The 17,733-nt window shown below is 63.8% G+C and carries 15 protein-coding genes; 7 read left to right on the top strand and 8 right to left on the bottom strand.

Annotated elements, in window-relative coordinates:
- Positions 1-87 precede the first annotated feature (87 nt).
- From XH80_RS24655 to XH80_RS24640, 4 genes are all read left to right on the top strand, one after another.
- Positions 88-510 (top strand): hypothetical protein, encoded by a 423-nt coding sequence (locus tag XH80_RS24655; protein ID WP_271600784.1) that lies wholly within the window; start codon positions 88-90, stop codon positions 508-510.
- Positions 511-985: 475 nt separating this feature from the next.
- Entirely contained in the window at positions 986-1,210 is a 225-nt protein-coding gene (locus XH80_RS24650) for a hypothetical protein (protein WP_220002385.1), read from the top strand.
- Positions 1,211-1,409: 199 nt separating this feature from the next.
- Positions 1,410-1,898 (top strand): L-2-amino-thiazoline-4-carboxylic acid hydrolase, encoded by a 489-nt coding sequence (locus XH80_RS24645; protein WP_271600783.1) that lies wholly within the window; start codon positions 1,410-1,412, stop codon positions 1,896-1,898.
- Entirely contained in the window at positions 1,895-2,140 is a 246-nt protein-coding gene (locus XH80_RS24640; protein WP_057752669.1) for a hypothetical protein, read from the top strand. Before XH80_RS24645 ends, XH80_RS24640 begins: the two co-directional genes overlap by 4 nt.
- 23 nt (positions 2,141-2,163) lie before the next feature.
- Here XH80_RS24640 and XH80_RS24635 read toward each other — a convergent pair whose 3' ends face one another.
- Positions 2,164-3,255 (bottom strand): enolase C-terminal domain-like protein, encoded by a 1,092-nt coding sequence (locus XH80_RS24635; RefSeq protein ID WP_271600782.1) that lies wholly within the window; start codon positions 3,253-3,255, stop codon positions 2,164-2,166.
- Positions 3,256-3,448: 193 nt separating this feature from the next.
- Here XH80_RS24635 and XH80_RS24630 point away from each other — a divergent pair, with 193 nt between their 5' ends.
- Positions 3,449-5,011 carry an adenylate/guanylate cyclase domain-containing protein gene (locus XH80_RS24630; RefSeq protein ID WP_271600781.1) on the top strand — a complete coding sequence of 521 codons (1,563 nt, stop codon included), beginning with the start codon at positions 3,449-3,451 and terminating at the stop codon, positions 5,009-5,011.
- A gap of 156 nt (positions 5,012-5,167) precedes the next feature.
- Here the strand turns inward: XH80_RS24630 and XH80_RS24625 are convergent, their stop codons facing one another.
- The 3 genes from XH80_RS24625 to XH80_RS24615 all read right to left on the bottom strand — a co-directional run bounded on the left by XH80_RS24625 (position 5,168) and on the right by XH80_RS24615 (position 8,312).
- Positions 5,168-6,403 (bottom strand): ABC transporter substrate-binding protein, encoded by a 1,236-nt coding sequence (locus XH80_RS24625; RefSeq protein WP_271600780.1) that lies wholly within the window; start codon positions 6,401-6,403, stop codon positions 5,168-5,170.
- Between the two features lie 349 nt (positions 6,404-6,752).
- On the bottom strand, positions 6,753-7,685 hold the full coding sequence (locus tag XH80_RS24620; RefSeq protein ID WP_333931758.1) for an alpha/beta hydrolase: 933 nt from the start codon (positions 7,683-7,685) through the stop codon (positions 6,753-6,755).
- 117 nt (positions 7,686-7,802) lie between these two features.
- Positions 7,803-8,312 (bottom strand): hypothetical protein, encoded by a 510-nt coding sequence (locus tag XH80_RS24615; RefSeq protein WP_271600778.1) that lies wholly within the window; start codon positions 8,310-8,312, stop codon positions 7,803-7,805.
- 393 nt (positions 8,313-8,705) lie between these two features.
- On the opposite strand from XH80_RS24615, the gene XH80_RS24610 reads away from it, so the two are divergent.
- The gene (locus XH80_RS24610; RefSeq protein ID WP_271600777.1) at positions 8,706-11,276 is read left to right on the top strand and encodes a PAS domain S-box protein; all 2,571 of its coding nucleotides are present in this window, start codon (positions 8,706-8,708) and stop codon (positions 11,274-11,276) included.
- A gap of 226 nt (positions 11,277-11,502) precedes the next feature.
- Here the strand turns inward: XH80_RS24610 and XH80_RS24605 are convergent, their stop codons facing one another.
- Positions 11,503-13,152, bottom strand: coding sequence for a S53 family peptidase (locus XH80_RS24605; protein WP_271600776.1), 1,650 nt, complete (start codon positions 13,150-13,152; stop codon positions 11,503-11,505).
- A 463-nt stretch (positions 13,153-13,615) separates the two neighbouring features.
- Between XH80_RS24605 and XH80_RS24600 the strand changes: the two genes are divergently transcribed.
- Positions 13,616-13,756: a hypothetical protein gene (locus tag XH80_RS24600; RefSeq protein ID WP_167353997.1), complete on the top strand. Its 141-nt coding sequence runs from the start codon at positions 13,616-13,618 to the stop codon at positions 13,754-13,756.
- On the opposite strand, the gene XH80_RS24595 is transcribed toward XH80_RS24600, so the two are convergent.
- Genes XH80_RS24595 through XH80_RS24585 form a run of 3 tightly spaced genes read right to left on the bottom strand, consistent with a single transcriptional unit; the run spans position 13,753 to position 17,555 of the window.
- Entirely contained in the window at positions 13,753-15,339 is a 1,587-nt protein-coding gene (locus XH80_RS24595; RefSeq protein ID WP_271600775.1) for an ATP-binding protein, read from the bottom strand. The genes XH80_RS24600 and XH80_RS24595 overlap by 4 nt on opposite strands.
- Positions 15,336-16,040 (bottom strand): response regulator, encoded by a 705-nt coding sequence (locus XH80_RS24590; protein ID WP_271600774.1) that lies wholly within the window; start codon positions 16,038-16,040, stop codon positions 15,336-15,338. Before XH80_RS24590 ends, XH80_RS24595 begins: the two co-directional genes overlap by 4 nt.
- Positions 16,041-16,052: 12 nt before the next feature.
- On the bottom strand, positions 16,053-17,555 hold the full coding sequence (locus XH80_RS24585; protein ID WP_271600773.1) for a DUF4153 domain-containing protein: 1,503 nt from the start codon (positions 17,553-17,555) through the stop codon (positions 16,053-16,055).
- Positions 17,556-17,733: the final 178 nt, after the last annotated feature.

Genomic DNA, 17,733 nt, shown 5'->3' with positions numbered 1-17,733 from the left:
CCAGTGGCGGGGTCGCCCAACCAGGCGACCCGCCACTCCAATCCGGCCCCTGCCGATACCTGATGTCCCATTTGCGAGCGGCCGTTCATGCCGATCATTCGTTATTTCGTTTTCGTCGGCGGGCTGCTGCTGGCGCTGCTCTTCGCTGCTGAATGGTACCTGCCGGCCCCCGCCGAGCGCGCGGGCCCATCCGATCCGGACAGGAGCATCATCCGGATCGCCTCGGCGAGGAGCCTCCCGGAGAAGATCGTGTTCGACACGCGTCCGCGCGCCGATTTGCCGACAATGGCGCAGGCCGATCCGCTCTCCGAAGAGCCCAAGCAGCAAGTGCGGGAAGCCCTGGCCGCAATGCCTGCAGCGCCTGCCGTCGAGGTCAAGAAAGAGGCGCCCGCCCGCGTCTCCTCAGGCCCCCGTCCGCATCCGAAGCGCTGGGCAAAACTACAGAAAAGGACACCCGACCGACGTCTCGCCTTCGAGCGGCCCGGCCCATTTGCCGGCGGATGGTGGTGACGGAATGCTGGCGCGCGATGCTGAAAATGAAAAGGCCGCCCGGCGACCCAGCGCGGAACGGTTTTGGTGAAAGCTCGCCTCGTCTGGTCGGAGACTATTCCGGACACCTAAGGCAGGCCTGCGCGAAGATACGGAACGCCGCCATTTTCGCGCCGTTGTCGGATCATGGGCAGGGTCGAGGAGTCGTCGCGATGCTGGAAACGAACGATCTGCTGGTGAAGTGTCCCCGGTGCGGTGCCTGGCCGATGGCCGTGAGCGCTCGGAGAAGCATGGTTGCGCAGCCTGAGGTTTCCTTCCGCTGCGCGCGCTGTGGCAGCGAGGAAGTCGGTCGCCTGCGTCATGCTGCGGGGCCGTATCCCGGCGGTCGTGGTCGCGACGCTGCGTGACGGGATGGGTCGCCGGCGTTGCGGCTCTCCGGAACGTGTCTCGTCTGGGGGAATTGATGGCCCAGAGGTCAACCTGAGAGGAGACGATCATGAAACCGATCCTTGCCGCCGCGTGTCTGCTGACCCTGGCATCGATTTCGCCGGCAGAGGCCAAGGGGTGCATCAAGGGCGCCATCGTCGGCGGTGTCGCCGGCCATATGGCAGGACACGGCAAGCTCGGCGCGGCCGCAGGATGCGTGATCGGGCATCATGAGGCCAACAAGCAAAAGAACCCGAACGATTCGAATGCCCAAGCGCCGTCGGGCCAGAAGTAGCGGCCGCCGGCCGGGGTGTCAGGGGCGCGTCGGATGAAGATTCGCCCCTATTCGGAAAGTCACATCGTCGGGCTCGAGGACGGCTCGCGCCATGCCCTGCCTTGAAGCGCAATACGGGGATATAGTCTCGCGGCTGCTGGTTTGAATTCGCGCTGGCTTCATTCGAGCCGCGCCTTCCCTCCGCGACGCGAGCATGCCCATGAGCGTTTCCGTCATCGAACAGGCCAAAATCCAGGCACAGGTGCTGGTGCCGCTGGTCAAGGCGCTCCAGGCCGAGCTCGGCGAGGCGCGTGCCAACGCCATCGTACGCAAGGCGCTTGGCGAACTCTATCGCGGCTTCGGCGAGGCGTTTTGGAAAGCCAGGAACGAGAGCGATCTCGGCAAGGCCGTCGGCTCCGCCTTCGCGACTTACGCGCGCGACGATGCTCTCAGCTACGACGTGATCGAACAGACGCGGGATGCGTTCGCCTTCGACGTGAAGCGATGCGCCTATGCCGAGTTCTACAAGGCGCTGGGTGAGCCGGAGCTCGGCTTCCTCATGGTCTGCACCGCCGACTTTGCGACCGCGGACGGCTTCGGTCCGGACATCAAGCTGACGCGCACACAGACCATCATGCAGGGCGCCGATCATTGCGACTTCCGCTACCGGCGCATTGCGGACGTATCAAAGGGAAGGGCTGGTGAATGATGCGGACGACTTGGCTTGCCGTCGCGGTGACGGCGCTGACGGCATCGAGCGCGAATGCCGCAATCATCGACTGGCAGGCCGAGCTCCAGCGCTGCCGCGAGCTGCGCGCGAGCGTGGCGCCGCTGCTTCAGGCCGGCGAGGGCATTTCTGCCGTCGGCCGCTCCAATCGATCCGTCCGTCGCTGCATCTGGATTCAGCGCATGGCGGTGCGCAAGAAAGTCCCCGGCGCGGAGACGTGGTAGCGGCGACTGTCAGTCCCTCCTGCTCACTCCACCAGATATTTCCTCACCGCCGCCTCGTCCCAATCAATCCCGTTCCCCGGCTCCTCGCCCGGCAGCGCAAAGCCGTCCTTGATCCTCAGCCGGTTCGCCAGCACGGCGTCGGCCCAGTCGACATATTCCAGCCAGTGCGCCGTCGGCGTGACGCAGAGCAGATGCGCGCTGACCTCCGAGAACAGATGCGTCGACATCTCGATGCCGGCAGCGTGCGCCAGTGACGCGGCGCGGAGCCAGCCGGTGACGCCGCCGATGCGCTGCACGTCGGGCATCACGTAGTCGCAGGCCTCCGCCGCTAGCGCCGCCTGCATCGCAAACGCGCTGTCGAAATTCTCGCCGATCTGCACCGGCGTGCGCAGCGCGTCGGCGATGCGGGCGCAGCCCGCATAGTCGTCGTGGCGGATCGGCTCCTCGATCCAGCTCAAGCCTTCGTCGTCGAGCATCTCGCCACGGCGGATCGCCTCGGTGACCGTCAGCGCCTGATTGTAGTCGCACATCAGCGTCACCTCGTCGCCGACCGCCTTGCGCACCGCGCGCACCACGGCGAGATCGTCCCGCGCCTCCGGCCGCCCGACGCGGATTTTTGCGGCGCGAAAGCCCTCGGCCAGCAGCTTGTGGGCTTCCTCCACTGCGGCGCCCGCAGGCATGATGCCGAGGCCCTTCGAATTATAGGCCTTCACCGGCTTCGGCGCGCCGCCGAGCAGGCGGGCCAGCGGCAGGCCGCGGACGCGCGCCAGCGCATCCCATGCCGCCATGTCGATGCCGGATTGCGCCAGCCGTTGCAGGCCGGCGAGGCCGAGCAGCGTGAAACGCTGGGTCAGCTTGCGCTCGATCTCGAACGGCAGCAGCTCGTCGCCTTTGAGCAGCTCCGACATCTCCGCGACCATCGCGGTCAGCGGCTTGAGGGCCGACGGCGTGATCGCAAACAGATAGGCATGCCCTGTTACGCCCTGGTCGGTCTCGCAGTCGATCAGCACCAGCGGCGCCCTGGCAACCGCGCCGGTCGAGGTCTGCAGCGGCAAGTTCATTGGCACGATCACGGGGCGCGCATTGAAGCTGATGATGCGGATTGTCTCGGTCATGGGCGGTGGTTCCGGATTGATCAATGCAGGTTGATCCTGATCTTAAACATTCGTCATGAAACGAAAAGGCGCCTGCTGCGACCCACCATAAAATGGGGTTGCGCCGCGCTGCGTTTGTTGGCTCTGTGCAAGCCGGCATGTTGTGCCGCAAATCCCGTTCTTGCGGCAAAAACGCACATCACGGAGCCACAGAGTGAAACAAGCGATCGCCGAAGAGCAGCACAAGAGCGGCATCCTGATCGGGGCCGTGATTGCCTTTCTCCTGCTGGCCCTGCCGCTGGCGGTCTGGCTGGACCTGACCGAACTGAACAAGACCGCGCTCCGCCGGCAGACCGCCGATCTCAATTCAGTCATCACGAGCGTGCGCAGCTATTATGCGTCCAATGTGGTCGGGCGCATCCTGGCCAATCCCAACGGCACGACCAAGGTCGTTCACAACTACGAATCCGTCCCCGGCGCGATCCCGATCCCGGCGACGCTGTCGCTGGAGCTTGGCCGCGTCATCGGCGCGCAACAGGAGAACATCACTTACCGGTTCGTCTCCGACTTCCCGTTCCAGAACCGCGCCCCGCATCAGCTCGACAAGTTCGAGAAGGATGCGCTCGCCGCGCTGCGCGCCGATCCCGAGCAGAAGATCCTCGACACCGACACCTCGCTGTTCTTCGACAAGGTCCGCTTGATTGCGCCTGTCACCATGGGCCCGGCCTGCGTAAGCTGCCACAACAGCCACCCCGAGAGTCCGAAGAAAGACTGGAAGGTCGGCGATGTCAGAGGCATCCAGGAGGTGATCATCGCCCAGCCGATCGCCGCCAACATCTTCTCGTTCAAGTTCCTGCTGGCCTATTTCCTGATCGCGGCCGGCTGCGGGCTTTCCTTTCTCTCGCTCCAGCGCCGACAGGCCAGCCGCATCAAGGGCATGAACCGGGAGCTGGAATCCGCCAACGACTTCCTCGCCTCGCTGTCGATGAAGATCTCGCGTTACATCCCGCCGCAGGTCTACAAGAGCATCTTCTCCGGCCAGAAGGACGTCACCATCCACACCGAGCGCAAGAAGCTCACGATCTTCTTCTCTGACATCCAGAATTTCACCGCGACCACCGAGCGGCTGCAGCCGGAATTGCTGACCCAGCTGCTCAACGAATATTTCACCGAGATGTCGGCGATCGCGCATGAGCATGGCGGCACCGTGGACAAGTTCATCGGCGACGCCATGCTGATCTTCTTCGGCGATCCCGAGACCAAGGGCGACCGCGCTGACGCGCAGGCCTGCCTGCAGATGGCCTGGCGCATGCAGCAGCGCCTCACCGAGCTCAATGCGAAATGGCGCGCCGCCGGCATCGAGCAGCCGTTCCGCTCGCGCATGGGCATCAATTCCGGCTATTGCAATGTCGGCAATTTCGGCAGCAGCGATCGTATGGACTACACCATCATCGGTGCCGAGGCGAACCTCGCCGCCCGCCTGCAGTCAATTGCCGAGCCCGGCGGCATCGTGCTGAGCTACGAGACCTTCGCGCTGGTCAGCGACATCGTTCGTGCCCATGCGCTGCCCGCGATCACGATGAAGGGCATCAGCCGCGAGGTCATTCCCTATGCGGTCGATGCGCTGAGCGATGCGGCAGCCGAGAAGAGCGGCGTCATCACCGAACGCGCGCCGGGGCTGGAGCTGTATCTCGATCCGGCCGTGGTGAAATCAGGCGATGCCGCACGCGTGCGCTCGCTGCTGGAAAGCGCGCTGGCGTCGCTGAAGCCGGCGTGAGGGCTCAAAAGCTTCCGCGGCGTCATGGCCGGACTTGTCCCGGCCATCCACGACCTTCTCTTGCAGATCGAAGAACGTGGATGCCCGGGACAAGCCCGGGCATGACGACCACCTGTTAATCCGGATGCGATGGTCCAAGTTTGCGCACGACTCACCTCACCGCGCCGCGCCTTCGGTAAACGCCGTCTCGATCACCGCCCCGAACGGCTGCCACGACCGCCCGTCGAACTGCACCAGGCGCATCTGCCGGATCGGCAGATAGTTCTCCGGCGACGTGTTCATCCTGATATTGGGCAGCGCGACGGAGGGATGGTAGTCCCGCAGCGACGCCGCCTGGCGCATGATGTTGTCGCGCGAGAGGTCGTCGCCGCATTGCTTCAGCACCTTGGTCAGCGCCTCCGCCGCCGCGTAGCCATAGAGCGCGGCGCTGTTATTGGTGCTTTCGTCCTTGTGGTACCTGTCCATGAAGGCGAACCAGTCCTTCATGGCCGGATCGTCCTTCCAGGCGGGATCGCTGGGATCCTTCAGGAACGCCGCCGAGATCACGCCGGCCGAATTCTCCAGCCCCGCCGGCGCCATCGCGTTGGCGATCGAGGCGGAGGCATCGTTGACGATGAAGACAGGGTGCCATTTCAGCGACGCCGCGAGCCCGATCACCTTGGCCGCCGTCGACGGCACGCCGAGAAACACGAAGATGTCGGCGTCCGCGCGCTTGAGGATCGCGACGTGGCCTTCGAGATGCTCGTCATTGATGTCGAAGGCGACGTCGACCAGGACGTGTCGGTTCAGATCGCCGAGACCTTCCTGGATGCCCTTGTAGAGCATGCGGCCGAACTGGTCGTTCTGCCAGAGAACGACGATCTTCTTGCGGGGATAATAGGCCTGGATGTAGTTGGCGTAGATGCGCCCCTCCGAGCGGAACGGCGGCTGCCAGCCCATGGTCCAGGGAAACGCCCTGGCCTGGCTCAGCTCCTCGTCGCCGGAGGCGACGAACAGTTGCGGGATCTTCTTCTCGTTCAGGTACCAGCGCGTGGCGACATTGCCCGGCGTGCCGAACGAGCCGAACATCAGATGCACGTCGTCTTTCTCGACGAGATCGCGCGTCAGCTGCAGCGCGGTGGCGGGATCGGAATTGTCGTCGCGGCTGATGAAGCGGATCTTGCGGCCGTTGATGCCGCCGCGATCGTTGATCATGTCGAAATAGGCCGCTTCCGCCTTGCCGATCGCGCCGAATTCCGAGAGCGGCCCCGAATAGGGCACGATGTTGCCGATGCGGATTTCCTTGTCCGAGCCGGGGTCGGAATTGGGTTGATCCGAACGCTGTTGCGACATGGCCCCGAGCGAGGCGAGCGCCGCGATCAAAACGAACAGCAGTCTGCCGGTGACGCGCATGCTCGACACCTTGTCGTTGGCCCCCAACGAACTCGGCTCACCCTGCATCCGGGTGCGTTGATCTATCTCAAGCGTTTGGCAATCGTGTGGCTGGGGAGCACGATGAAAGCGGCAGGCGTGCTGACGGGCTGTTCGCGAACCGTCGTCCTGAGGTGCGAAGCCCGCGATGCAGCGCATCGCGGGCGGAGCCTCGAAGGATGAACGGCCCCGCTGCTGCCGAGCGGAGAGAGCCGGGCCGTCGCCCTTCGAGGGCCGCTGAGGAAGCGGCCACCTCAGGGTGACGGTGAGAGCCTGACCGTCGCGGCCGGGTTCGTAGAGCCCGACCAAGACGCTGGGCAGCCCGCAAACCCTACGGCAGCCCGCGCGCCTCGAGCTGATGCACCAGCAGCAGGGTCGGCTCGGCGAGACTGTCGCCGGAACCATCCAGCCCGAACGCCGCCGCGATGCCATCGTGGCCGCGCAGCAGGGTCGCGCGCGGGCAATGGCCGGCGCCGCAGAGCGTCTTCTTCAGGGTCTCGCCCTGCGCCACGATATCGGCGGGATCGTTGGCGGCCCAGGCCAGCAGGATCGGCTCGTCGACATTGAGGACGCCGGGATAGACCGAGCGCTTGTCATATTGAGCGGCGTCATTGCCGAAATAGGCCTTCTCGCTGTCACTGGCGTCCTTGCCGGCGCGATAGATGCCTGAGACCAGCACCACGGCGGCGACATCGGCGCGGTCGGCCTGGAGCTCGGGATGCGCGAGCAGGCTCGCGACATGGAAGGCGCCGGCGCCGTAGCCGACCGCGACGATCTCGCGGGCATCGCCGTTGAACAGGTCGATATTGCCGTGGACCCAGGACAGCGCCGCCGCCACGTCGGTCGCGCCCATCGGCCAGGTGGCGGCGGGCGCGAGGCGGTAGTTGACGCGCACCCCGATCATGCCGTTGCGCGCCGCAAAGCACATCGCGGCGTCCTGCATGTCGCGGGACGGCTCCGGCGCGCCGCGGTCGCCGGTGAAGGTGTCACCGGCGACGATCAGCAGCACGGGGCGCGGCGTCTCCGCCTTGGTGGTGTCGCTGGTCGCGACGTCGAGCACGTTGGCCTCGCTGCCGCCATAGCGCAGGCCGCGCGAGAAGGTGACCTGCTCGCACAGCCGCGCGAGGCCGCCGGCGGTGGTGTCGCTATCGGTGAGCCCGGTCCGAACCAGATCGGATGGTGCGGCCGGTCGCGCCGGGAGCGGACCATGTGCGGAGGCCGCGGTCATGGTCAGGAGGAGCAAAAATGCGAGACAATTCTTCATCATCAGGGGGCCGGCCTTCCACGCCCCATATTGGGGGGTCGCTTTAGCCTGTCTTTTCAATTCGCCTTATCTTGTTGGTCTTTCTTGCGGCGATTTCACGGCACCATCGCCCCCGGTTCAATTCCCCGGCTGGAACGTGCAATCCGCCCCGCTACCGTCCTTCTGCCTGATGGCGTTGGGATCGATGGTGCAGCTCAGCTTGCTCAGGCTCTCGAAATTCGATCCCGCCGCGCCATCAGGCGGAATGCCGGCCAGCGCCTCGGTCGCGAAGATCTCGTTGGCGGTGGGACCGTTCACGGTCCTGACCTTCTTGCCGAAGGTCACCTCGCAATTGCGCAACGTGATGTCGACATTGCCGGTGCGGCAGACGATCTTGTCCGCGGTCACGACAACGGGCTTCTTGTAGGGAATGTCGGCATTGGCGGCGAACAGCATCGCCACTGCCTTCTTCTCGGCGCCTGACAGCGTCGGCGACAGCGGCGCGATCACGCCGGCGAGGGCCAGCGCCGTGGAGCCGGAGATCTTGGCGGGCGAAGCGCCGGCGTCCTTGGCGACGGCGGCGTTGGCGACGGCGATTTGGGCGGCGCCAAGGACAAGGACGGCATAGACCGGCATCGCAATCTTCATTGGCGACCTCCTCTTCCGTCGCGGCTTTGCTGCCGGACGGAAGGAGACTATGACAGATTTCCCATCCGGGGGAGGGCTATGGTTACAGTCCGGGGAGAGTGCGCGACGTCCGCTCACTGGGACAAAGCGGACTAAATTTGTTCAACCTGGGTTCTTCGCCGTTTGACCCACAGCAGACGTGCAGTGGGCGGGTGCTTCCGCAGGGATCTGGTGTGCATCCCGATGCAGGCTCCGATCGACTTGTTCCGCACTCGAATCGCATTCGACGCAATAGCAAATGACAGATGTATCATCTTAAGTTAAGATAGACGCACCGCCCGCGATATACCTTACTGCTCGTGCCCCCGCGCAAGTTAGGTTGTTGAAGTGTAAGCCGAGCAAGCGAAGCCTTCGGTGAAGCAGCACACCACGGCTACTGGCTGCAAGCTCAAACCTAACGTCCGTGCCATGCGTTCCATGCTCTCGACGGAGGAGTTGCGACGGCGTCCGTCGCGCCCGGCCGATTACGCGGCAGAGAACCAAGCTCTGATCGCTTTGGTGCAGGAATTAGCGAGCTCGCCCGAAGGCATCTTGCAGAAGCTCGCCGATACCGCGTTAGGTCTATGTCGCGCGCACTCCGCCGGGCTCAGCCTCCTGGAGGAAGGGGACGGGAAGAGTAATTTTCATTGGCGCGCAATCGCCGGGCAGTGGGCTCCTCACTTAAATGGTGGAACACCGCGCAACTTTGGTCCATGCGGCACGGTCCTTGACCAAGGCGTCGCCATGATATGCTCACATCCCGAAGTCGATTTCCCCTATTGGGAGCCCGTTAAGCCTGTTCTTGAGGAAGCGCTCCTGATTCCCTTTTACATCAAGGCTGAAGCAGTCGGCACAATCTGGGTCGTCGCGCATGACGTCAGTCGCCGCTTCGATGCGGAAGACTTGCGCGTGATGACCAGCTTGGGCGTCTTCGCAGCAACCGCCTATCAGACCTGGCTCAACCTGAAGGCGGTGCAGCGAGTCGCTTCCATCGTCGAGTCCAGTCACGACGCAATCGTCAGCAAGGATCTCGATGGCACGATAAGGAGTTGGAACGGCGGCGCGCAGCGCATGTTTGGCTATCTAGCCGAGGAAGTCGTCGGCAAGCCGATTACGATTTTGATTCCCCCGGATCGCCACAACGAAGAAACCGCAATTCTTGATCGCCTCCGCAGAGGCGAAAGTATTGGTCCTTACGAAACCGTTCGCCGCCGCAAAGACGGAAGTCCAGTAGATATTTCACTCACAGTGTCGCCCTTGGAGGATACGGAGGGCAGGGTCATCGGCGCGTCAAAAATCGCGCAAAACATCACCGGGCGAATTAATGCAGAACGGGCACTGCGCGAAAGCCAGTCGAGGCTGCAGGCGGCCGTCGAGCTCGTGAGGCTCGGCTGCTATGCCTGGAATTCACAATCCAACAAGTTGCAATGGGATGATACAGTCAGGGCCATGTGGGGTCTGCCGGCGGGCGCAGTCGTCGATTACGAAGTGTGGCGGTCCTGCGTTCATCCAGACGATCTTGCGCGTGCCGAGGCCGCTATCCAGCGGAGCACCGATCCGCGGAGCGATGGAGTCTACAATATCGAGTACCGGGTCATCGGAAAAACGGACGGCGTGGAACGCTGGATCGCGACCCGCGGTCAGACCAACTTCGAGAATGACGTGCCGGCTTCGTTTTTCGGAGTCGCCCTGGAGATCACGGATCGCAAACGTATTGAAAGAAGGCTCGAGCGCCGCGTTGAAGAGCGGACGCGCGAACTGCAGGAGAGCAACCAGCAGCTACATGTTCAAATGGAGCAACGGGAAATCGCCGAGGCCGAGTCCCAGCAACTGCAACGCCTCGACGCGATAGGACAGATTACGTCAGGCGTCGCGCACGACTTCAACAATGTTTTGAGCGTCGTGCTCACTAACGCGCGCATGTTGTCGCGCAATCTGCGGGATGATCCCGGTGATCAGGAAGGTATCGAGCTGATTCTCGGGGCGGCGGAACGGGGTGCGAATCTCACCTCGCAACTGCTCGCGTTCTCGCGCCAACAGCGGCTTGAGCCTCAAGTGGTCGATCTCAACAGCACCATCGTGAACATGGGTGGCCTGCTCAATGCCTCGCTTCGTGGAGCGATCCAACTCCGCACGAACCTCGCCGCGGACCTTTGCCCAGCCTTGGTAGATCTAACTCAAGTTCAGTCGGTGATCCTCAATCTGGTTATCAACGCGAGAGACGCCATGCGGTCAGGGGGGACTCTGACCCTGGAGACTTTCAATGCCATCACCGATAAAGAGCTCTCCGGCCCGGCAGCGCCGGCTCCGGGGAGGTATGTGGGACTGACCATCCGAGATACAGGTATGGGCATCCCCGACGATGTGCTCCCCCGCGTCTTCGAGCCTTTCTTCACTACGAAAGGACCAGGAAAAGGATCGGGTCTCGGACTCGCGCAAGTTTTTGGTTTCGCCAAGCAGTCCGGTGGAGGCATCGCGCTTAAGACGCACGTCGGCGAAGGCACCTCAGTGACGGTGTTCTTACCTTGTGCCGAAGTGGTCCCACGAGTGCGCGAAAGAGAATCTGGTGCCGAGCAAATATCAACAGTGGAGCTAAAGCCCTGTATTCTAGTCGTTGATGATGATCGGGCAGTTCTCAGGTCAACCGTTAGAGTACTTGAGGCCCTCGGATACGCGGCGGTGCCCGCTGCGAGTGGACAAGAAGCCCTTGAGCTGATTGCGAACGGTCTGAAGATGGAGCTTGTTCTTGCGGATTTCGCCATGCCGGAAATGACGGGAGCCGAGCTCGCGAAAGCGATCTGCGCGACCGCTCCCAACTTGCCCGTGATCCTCGTCACCGGTTATGGAGATCGCGAGACTTTAGAGCAGTTTCGAGAAGCGCAAGTACTTCAGAAGCCTTATGATGAAAACGGACTGATGAAGGCGATTCTAACGGCCCTAACCTAGGGTGATCTGCGTAGTTCGACTCCCGCCTGTGGCACCTAGCGGATCTGCCCGGGCGGTCTGACGAGGTCCGCAATTGGCCCGCAACGGACTTCCCCGCGTGTCGGCTGTTGTGCCGCTGTTCAGGGGGCAAGCGGACACGACACACGAAACCGGCCGCGCCGGGCGGACGCGGCCATGTTTCTCGCGCAGGCAGGCAGCTCGCCCGCCTGCGCCAGATTCCGCTCGTCTAGCTGCTCGGGCCGCCCTGCAGGGCATTGAGCAGCTTGTTGCCATCGGGCACGCCCCAGCCGGTGCAGGCGTCCCATCCCGGGCCCGCCTGATATTGGCCGCCGAGCAGGCCGTCGGTGTCGTTGTTGCCGACGGTGATGTCGCGCAGCACGCCAGCGGGGCCGAACTTGGAATAGAGCAGGGCATTGAAATTGCCGGACCGCGCGCCGAGCGCGGCGTTGATCCGGGCGATCAGGCCGGCCCAGAGCGGCGCGGAGGCACTGGTGCCGCCGACAACGCCGAGCTTGCCGCCCGACATCGTCAGATAACCGGTGGCCGGATCGGCATTGGCCGCGATATCGGGAATCGCGCGTCCGGCAAAGTGCCCGGGATTGATCGACTTCGGCACGATGCCCTGCTGCCAGCTCGGAACCGGCGTGATGTCGCTGACACCGCCGCCGGTGCCGCTGCGGGGGCCGTCGTTCCAGACGGTCTCGGCGACCTGCACCTGCTTCTTCGCGTTCTTGCGCGCGTGCAAGGTCGTGCCGCCCACGGCCAGCACATAAGGACTGCTCGCGGGGAAGTTCACATGGGCCCGGCCGTCCTGCATCTGCGCTTCCGAGCCGTCGTCGCCGGTGGAGACGCAGAACGTGATGCCGAGATGGGCCGCGGCGAGGAAGCTGTGGTTGCAATGGTCGATCGCAGCCGGTGACCAGATCACGCCGGCATTGTTGAAGGCCTGGTTCTCGTCCCAGCCCCAGCTGATCGAGACGACTGAAGGATCGTTGTCGGAATCGCTGACGACCTTGGCGAGACAATCGACCAGTCCCTTCTCGTCGAAAGTCGAGAAATAGGTGGCGATCTTGGCGCCGCCGCCGAGCGCGCCGGCGACGTCGACGTCCAGCATCACCTCACCGGTCGAGTCCGGATCGCCGGAAGGATCGGTCGAGACGCCGTCGACCGCGATGACGGCAACCTCCGGCGCGGGAACGCCGATCTTGCTGAAATAAGCCGCGACGTCAGGCCTCTCCACGCCGCCGCCGAACTCGAGCAGGCCGATGCATTGCCTGCTCGCATCGATGTTGGGGAAATTGTAGATGCCCGCGAGCTCGGTCGGAATGAACCAGTGCCGCACCGAGCTTGCGAAATCCGGCCTGGCGCTGGTCGCCGAATGGCGCGAACGGCGGAGCACACGGTGGTTGTTCAGGCCGAACACGCCGGTGATGGCATCGCCGACCTCGGCCGGGACGTGCACCGGACCGGTGCGGGCGTGGAAGTCGCCGAGATGCGGATGGGAATAGTCGAACAGCGTGACGCCGAAGGCGCTGCTGACGTCGTCGACCGTCCCGGCGATGCCGAGCCGCGCGGCGGCGGGTTCGTTGCGGGTGACGACCAGCTTGTGCGCCCTGGCGAAATCCTCGATCGTCTTGATGGCCTTGGGATCGGAGCCGTAACTGCTCGCAAGCTGGTCGCGCGTCATGTACTTGCGATCCTTGGGGAGCTTCTTGTCGAGATCGGACAGATCAGGCAGATCGACGGATCGCTTGACGCCGACCGTCAGCTCGATCCAGCGCTGGCCGTTGGTTCGGCGCATCGCTTTCGAGCCCGTCGGCAGTTGATGGACGGAATTGGGAAGCTGGACCATGTGGGCTGTTGCACTAGGGGACATAGTATTTCCTCCTTGTACGGGGGTGGCGCGCTGGAAAACTGGGATTGCGGACGCGGGTCCTGTCGGTTCGAAAGTGTTCAGGTGTTCGAAAATGGATCGCGGTGATCAGGCCGGAAAAGCCGGCACGGAAACGGATCAAACCTAAAATAGTAAAACGACGCATTGCATCCTAGCAGCGGGATGCTGATGCGGCAAAGCCGATCGTGCCGTGCGCGTCTCACAATCGCGTCAGCCTGTCGGAAGGCACGCCTCGGCAATGAGCCAATCGATCTGACGTAGTTGCTCATCGCAATCGTCGCGCGTGCGCGGGCGCGGGATGCACGCCGGCGGATGGAGCGCGCGAGTTCGTTCTACTGTGCATGGGGTTGTTTTCGACTTTTTTGCCATTCGCGCGTCCGTGATGGAACCTAATCGCGGCTGGTGCGACTTATCCATGACACGGGAAAACACGTGCGAGGCAGTCATGGCAGATAAGCATACCGCCGATCCGGCAGAGATCATGCGGGCGACTGGTCATCCTGAGCTGGAATACGCCGCTGGCTGGACCATCGCAGGTCTCGTCACCATCGGCACCATCGTCGCCGCCTGGGTGTTTGCGATCTAGGCAGCAGGGAATTGAAGCTCGAAGGCGACGCCGTCGTCGGCGGGCTTGAGCCTGATCGAGCCGCCATGGCTCGCCATCACCGCGCGCGCAATCGCAAGGCCCATGCCGGTCCCGCCCTGATCGCGGCGGGTCGTGAAGAACGCGTCAAAGATCCTGTCGCGGTTTGGCGCCGAGATCGGCTCACCGTCATTGCTGACTGTCAGCTTGAGCGTCGTCCGCTCGTCCACAGCCTCCAGCCTGATCGTCCCTGCCTTGTGCCGCACCGCGTTGTCGGCGAGGTGCGACAGCACGATCAGCGCCTTCTCGCCGGACATGCCGATCGTCCGGTCGAGGCTGCCGCTGGCCTTGATGACGCTTTCCGGAAACCGGCTCCTGAGGTCGGCGATGACGGGCGCAAGCTCGGTGCGCTCGTTCTGCGGCAGGCTCTCGGCACGCGCCAGCTCCCGTAGCCGCTGCGCCATCGCCTCCAGCCGCTTTGTGTCGGAGAGGATGTTGGCGACGAAGGTCCGCTGCTCTGACGGCGTCAGGCCATCGGGCTTGCCCTGAAACGAATCCTGCAACAGCTCGGCCGCGCCCTTGATCGAGGTCAGCGGCGATTTCAGCTCATGGGTGAGATGGGCCGAGAATGTCGCGATATAGTCGGAGCGCCTTGCGAGCTGCTCGGCCATGCCGAGAAAGCTGTGCGAGAGCTGCGCGAACTCGCGCGTGCCGTAGTGCCGGAGCGGCTGGAACGCCTCGCGGTCGCCGCGGCCGATTCTGGCGGCGCGGTCGATCAACTCGCGCATCGGCAGCGTGATGGTGCGCGAGAATACCAGGCCGATCGCGATCGTGCCGAGGATCACGGCCAGCCCCGCCAGCACGAACTTTGCGCGCTCCTGGTAGAGATGGTCGAAGATATTGCTCGGCGTCCGCGTGGTGTAGATCACCCCGGCCACGCGGTTGTTGACGATGACGGGCATGGCCGAGAATACGTGCACGCCAAGCCCGCGGCTGAAGGAATAGATCGGTGGCGGCGGCTTGTCGGGCACGCGGTTGCGCAACGTCGCGCGGTACTGCCCGTGCAGCGCGTCCGCGACCTCCTCGATATGCGCAAGCGACTGTCCGACCTCCTGCCGCCCCGCGATCACCACGCCTTGCGGATCCAGGATGCGAAACCCCGCCAGCGTCACCTTCTGGGTCTCGCGGATGATCGGCGTCAGCTTGGCGCCGATCTCGACGTAAGCCTGCTGCGCCGGCCGGGATGCGGGCATCGCGTCCGGCCGCCGTCGCAGCAGATCATTGGCGGTGAGATCGAGCGCGGGCCGGATCGGCGTGAACTGATCGCCGGGATCGGGCAGCACGTTCGGCGCCACCTCGGCGCCGAGCATCAATCCGCTGTCGAGCCGTGCCGTGACCTCCTGCGCATAGATCGTCGCCAGCACGCGGCTCTGCGCGATCAGCTCGGCCTGGGTCTGGCGGATCAGCTGGTTGTCGTAGAGGCGGAAGAAGAACAGGCCGACCAGCGGCAGCACGGCGACGGTCGCGAGCACCGCGAAGATCACGAGTCCGAGCGATGGCCGCCATTTGTCAGGCGGAGCGCTCATGCCTCTTTCTCGCAGCGGCCGAGCTTGAAGCCGACGCCGTGAATGGTCTCGATCACGTTGTCGCAAGCCAGCGCCGCGAGTTTGGCGCGGATGTTGCGGATGTGACTGTCGATGGTGCGGTCGGAGACCTGGATGTTGAGCTGGTAGGCCGCCCGCATCAGCTGCTCGCGGTTGAACACCGACGTCGGCCGGGTCAGGAATGCTCGCAAGATGCCGAACTCGATTGCAGTCAGCTTCAGCGGCGTACCAGCGAAGGTCGCCACATGCTGCTCGGGATCGATCAGCAAGCCGCCCTGCGACAGCGCGGCGGGACCAGCCTTGGGCTCGCCATTGCGCGGGCCGAGCCGGCGCAGGATGACATTGACCCGCGCTACCAGCTCGCGCGGGCTGAAGGGCTTTGTGACGTAGTCGTCGCCGCCGATCTCGAGGCCGAGGATGCGGTCGATCTCCTCGTCGCGCGCCGACAGGAACAGGATGGGCACGTCGGAGACTTTGCGGATCTCGCGGCAGACGTCGAGCCCGTCGAACTCGGGCATGCCGATGTCGAGCACGATCAGATCGGGCTTGTCGGCGGCATAGCGGAGAAGCGCCTCCTTGCCGTCGCGGGCCTCGACCACGTCCATGCCGGCTTTCTTCAGCGCAACGCGGATGACCTCGCGGATGTGGCCCTCGTCGTCGACGATGAGAATGCGATGCGCCAAGTCTCTCTCCGCTCACCCTGCCGGCTGATTGCTCGGCGGGCTCTTGGCTTGCGCATCGAGCCTGCGTTGCAGCCGCCAGCTCCGAAAGCCCCAGGCCCGCCAGGTCAGGTCCTGCCGTTGACCTTCTACAAGTCGATCCCGACGTCCCGCAAGACAGTAATCGCCGCCGCGCAGCGCGATGACCTTGTCGATTGCAGGCAGCGCCTGCGGGCCCAATGTGAGGAGGTAGTTGGCATCGATCTTCACGCCGTTCCCTCCCATTTCACTGCTGTGTTTCAGATTGTAGTCGGCAATGAATGCATCGAAGTTCACCAGAGAAGCACTATACAGCACCATCGTTAACGCGATCAGGTTGGCGCCGACAAGCCAGCGGTTCGACCTGTCGAGCGCGATGCGTGCGACGATCAGGATGAGCCCCAGCGCCACCAGTCCCATCCAGATGAAGGCCGCGATGCGCCAATAGGTCAGCATGTAGATGTCCACGTAGAGATCGAGGCGGAGGATGGACGAGGCGACCAGCAGCACGTTCTGCGCCACCCAGAGATAGACCAGCGGGCGGATCACGGTGGATTTCTCTGCCGGCCCGCCCGGACGCATTGCGACCAGCACGAAGGCGGCGGCGAGCAGCGCGGTTGCGATCAGCGGATAGGCGCCGCGATGGGCGTAGGCCGCATAAGTCATGTTGGCGGGCAACGCCACATGCCCCCAGAGATAGAGGCCATCGAGAACGGACTGCGCCGCGAACAGCAGATTGAACAGGATCAGCGAGCGCAGGATGGTGGAGGGGCCGAGGAATTCGATCGAGACGACGGGCGGCAGTGGCGGTGGCACGGGAGCCTCGGCGACGTCTGTGACGACAAGCTTCCTGCGCCGCCAGCGCACATGGATGAACGGCCAGACCAGCGCCAGCATCATGGTCCAGAACAGCACGCGTGGGGGGCTGACATGATCGAGGATGATTTTCGGGTTGAGCAGGGACAGCCATTGCTCGATCACCGGATTGGCCGCCGCGAACAGGGCGACAAAGACGGTGCCGAGCGTCGCCGGCAGCAGCCAGAGTGCGATGCCACGGGTGAATGCGGACATGTTGAAGACCTGAAGTGCTTCGAGGAAGACCCTGAAGGGGCCGAACAGAAAGAAGTTGCGCAATGCACGCGCACGATCGGCGAGCCCGCTCGTTTCCGGGCTGGTCGCAAACAGCAGGGCAATGGCGAGCGCCGCCACGAGAATCAGGAAGGACAGCGCGTTGAGCTCCTCGATCGCCGGTATCAGGCCCGCAACGAGAATGACGGCCCCGACCATGGCGCGACGCCGATCAAGCGTGGCATAATTGAACAGCATCGACATGCAGACCGTCGCGACCGCAAACAGCGTCAGCGACAGCCCGATCCGATGGCCATAGAACAGCCAGTCGGCGAGAGCAGCCAGCGCCAGCGCGCAGCCAAGCTCGGCTGGAATTGCGGATTGCCTGATCGGCTGGATGTCCGCCGCGATCGTCGAAGCCAGGCTCGTCATGTCCAGAACACCTTTCGTGATGGGTGGCATCACGAATCTGCACGGCAGATGTGCAGAAGGCGGGATCAACGTCTGCACCGTTTCAGGAGTCTTTTGCAGATTTCGTGCAGGCGCGCTTTTGCCTCTCGCGCAGCGCAAATCGCTTTGATAGGTGCGGATCATCCGCCATTCCTCGGAC

Source organism: Bradyrhizobium sp. CCBAU 45384 (assembly GCF_028128665.1).
GTDB classification, from domain to species: Bacteria; Pseudomonadota; Alphaproteobacteria; order Rhizobiales; family Xanthobacteraceae; genus Bradyrhizobium; species Bradyrhizobium manausense.
The sequence above is the reverse complement of the archived record's forward strand: the minus strand, read 5'-3'. Positions and strand labels throughout refer to the sequence as shown.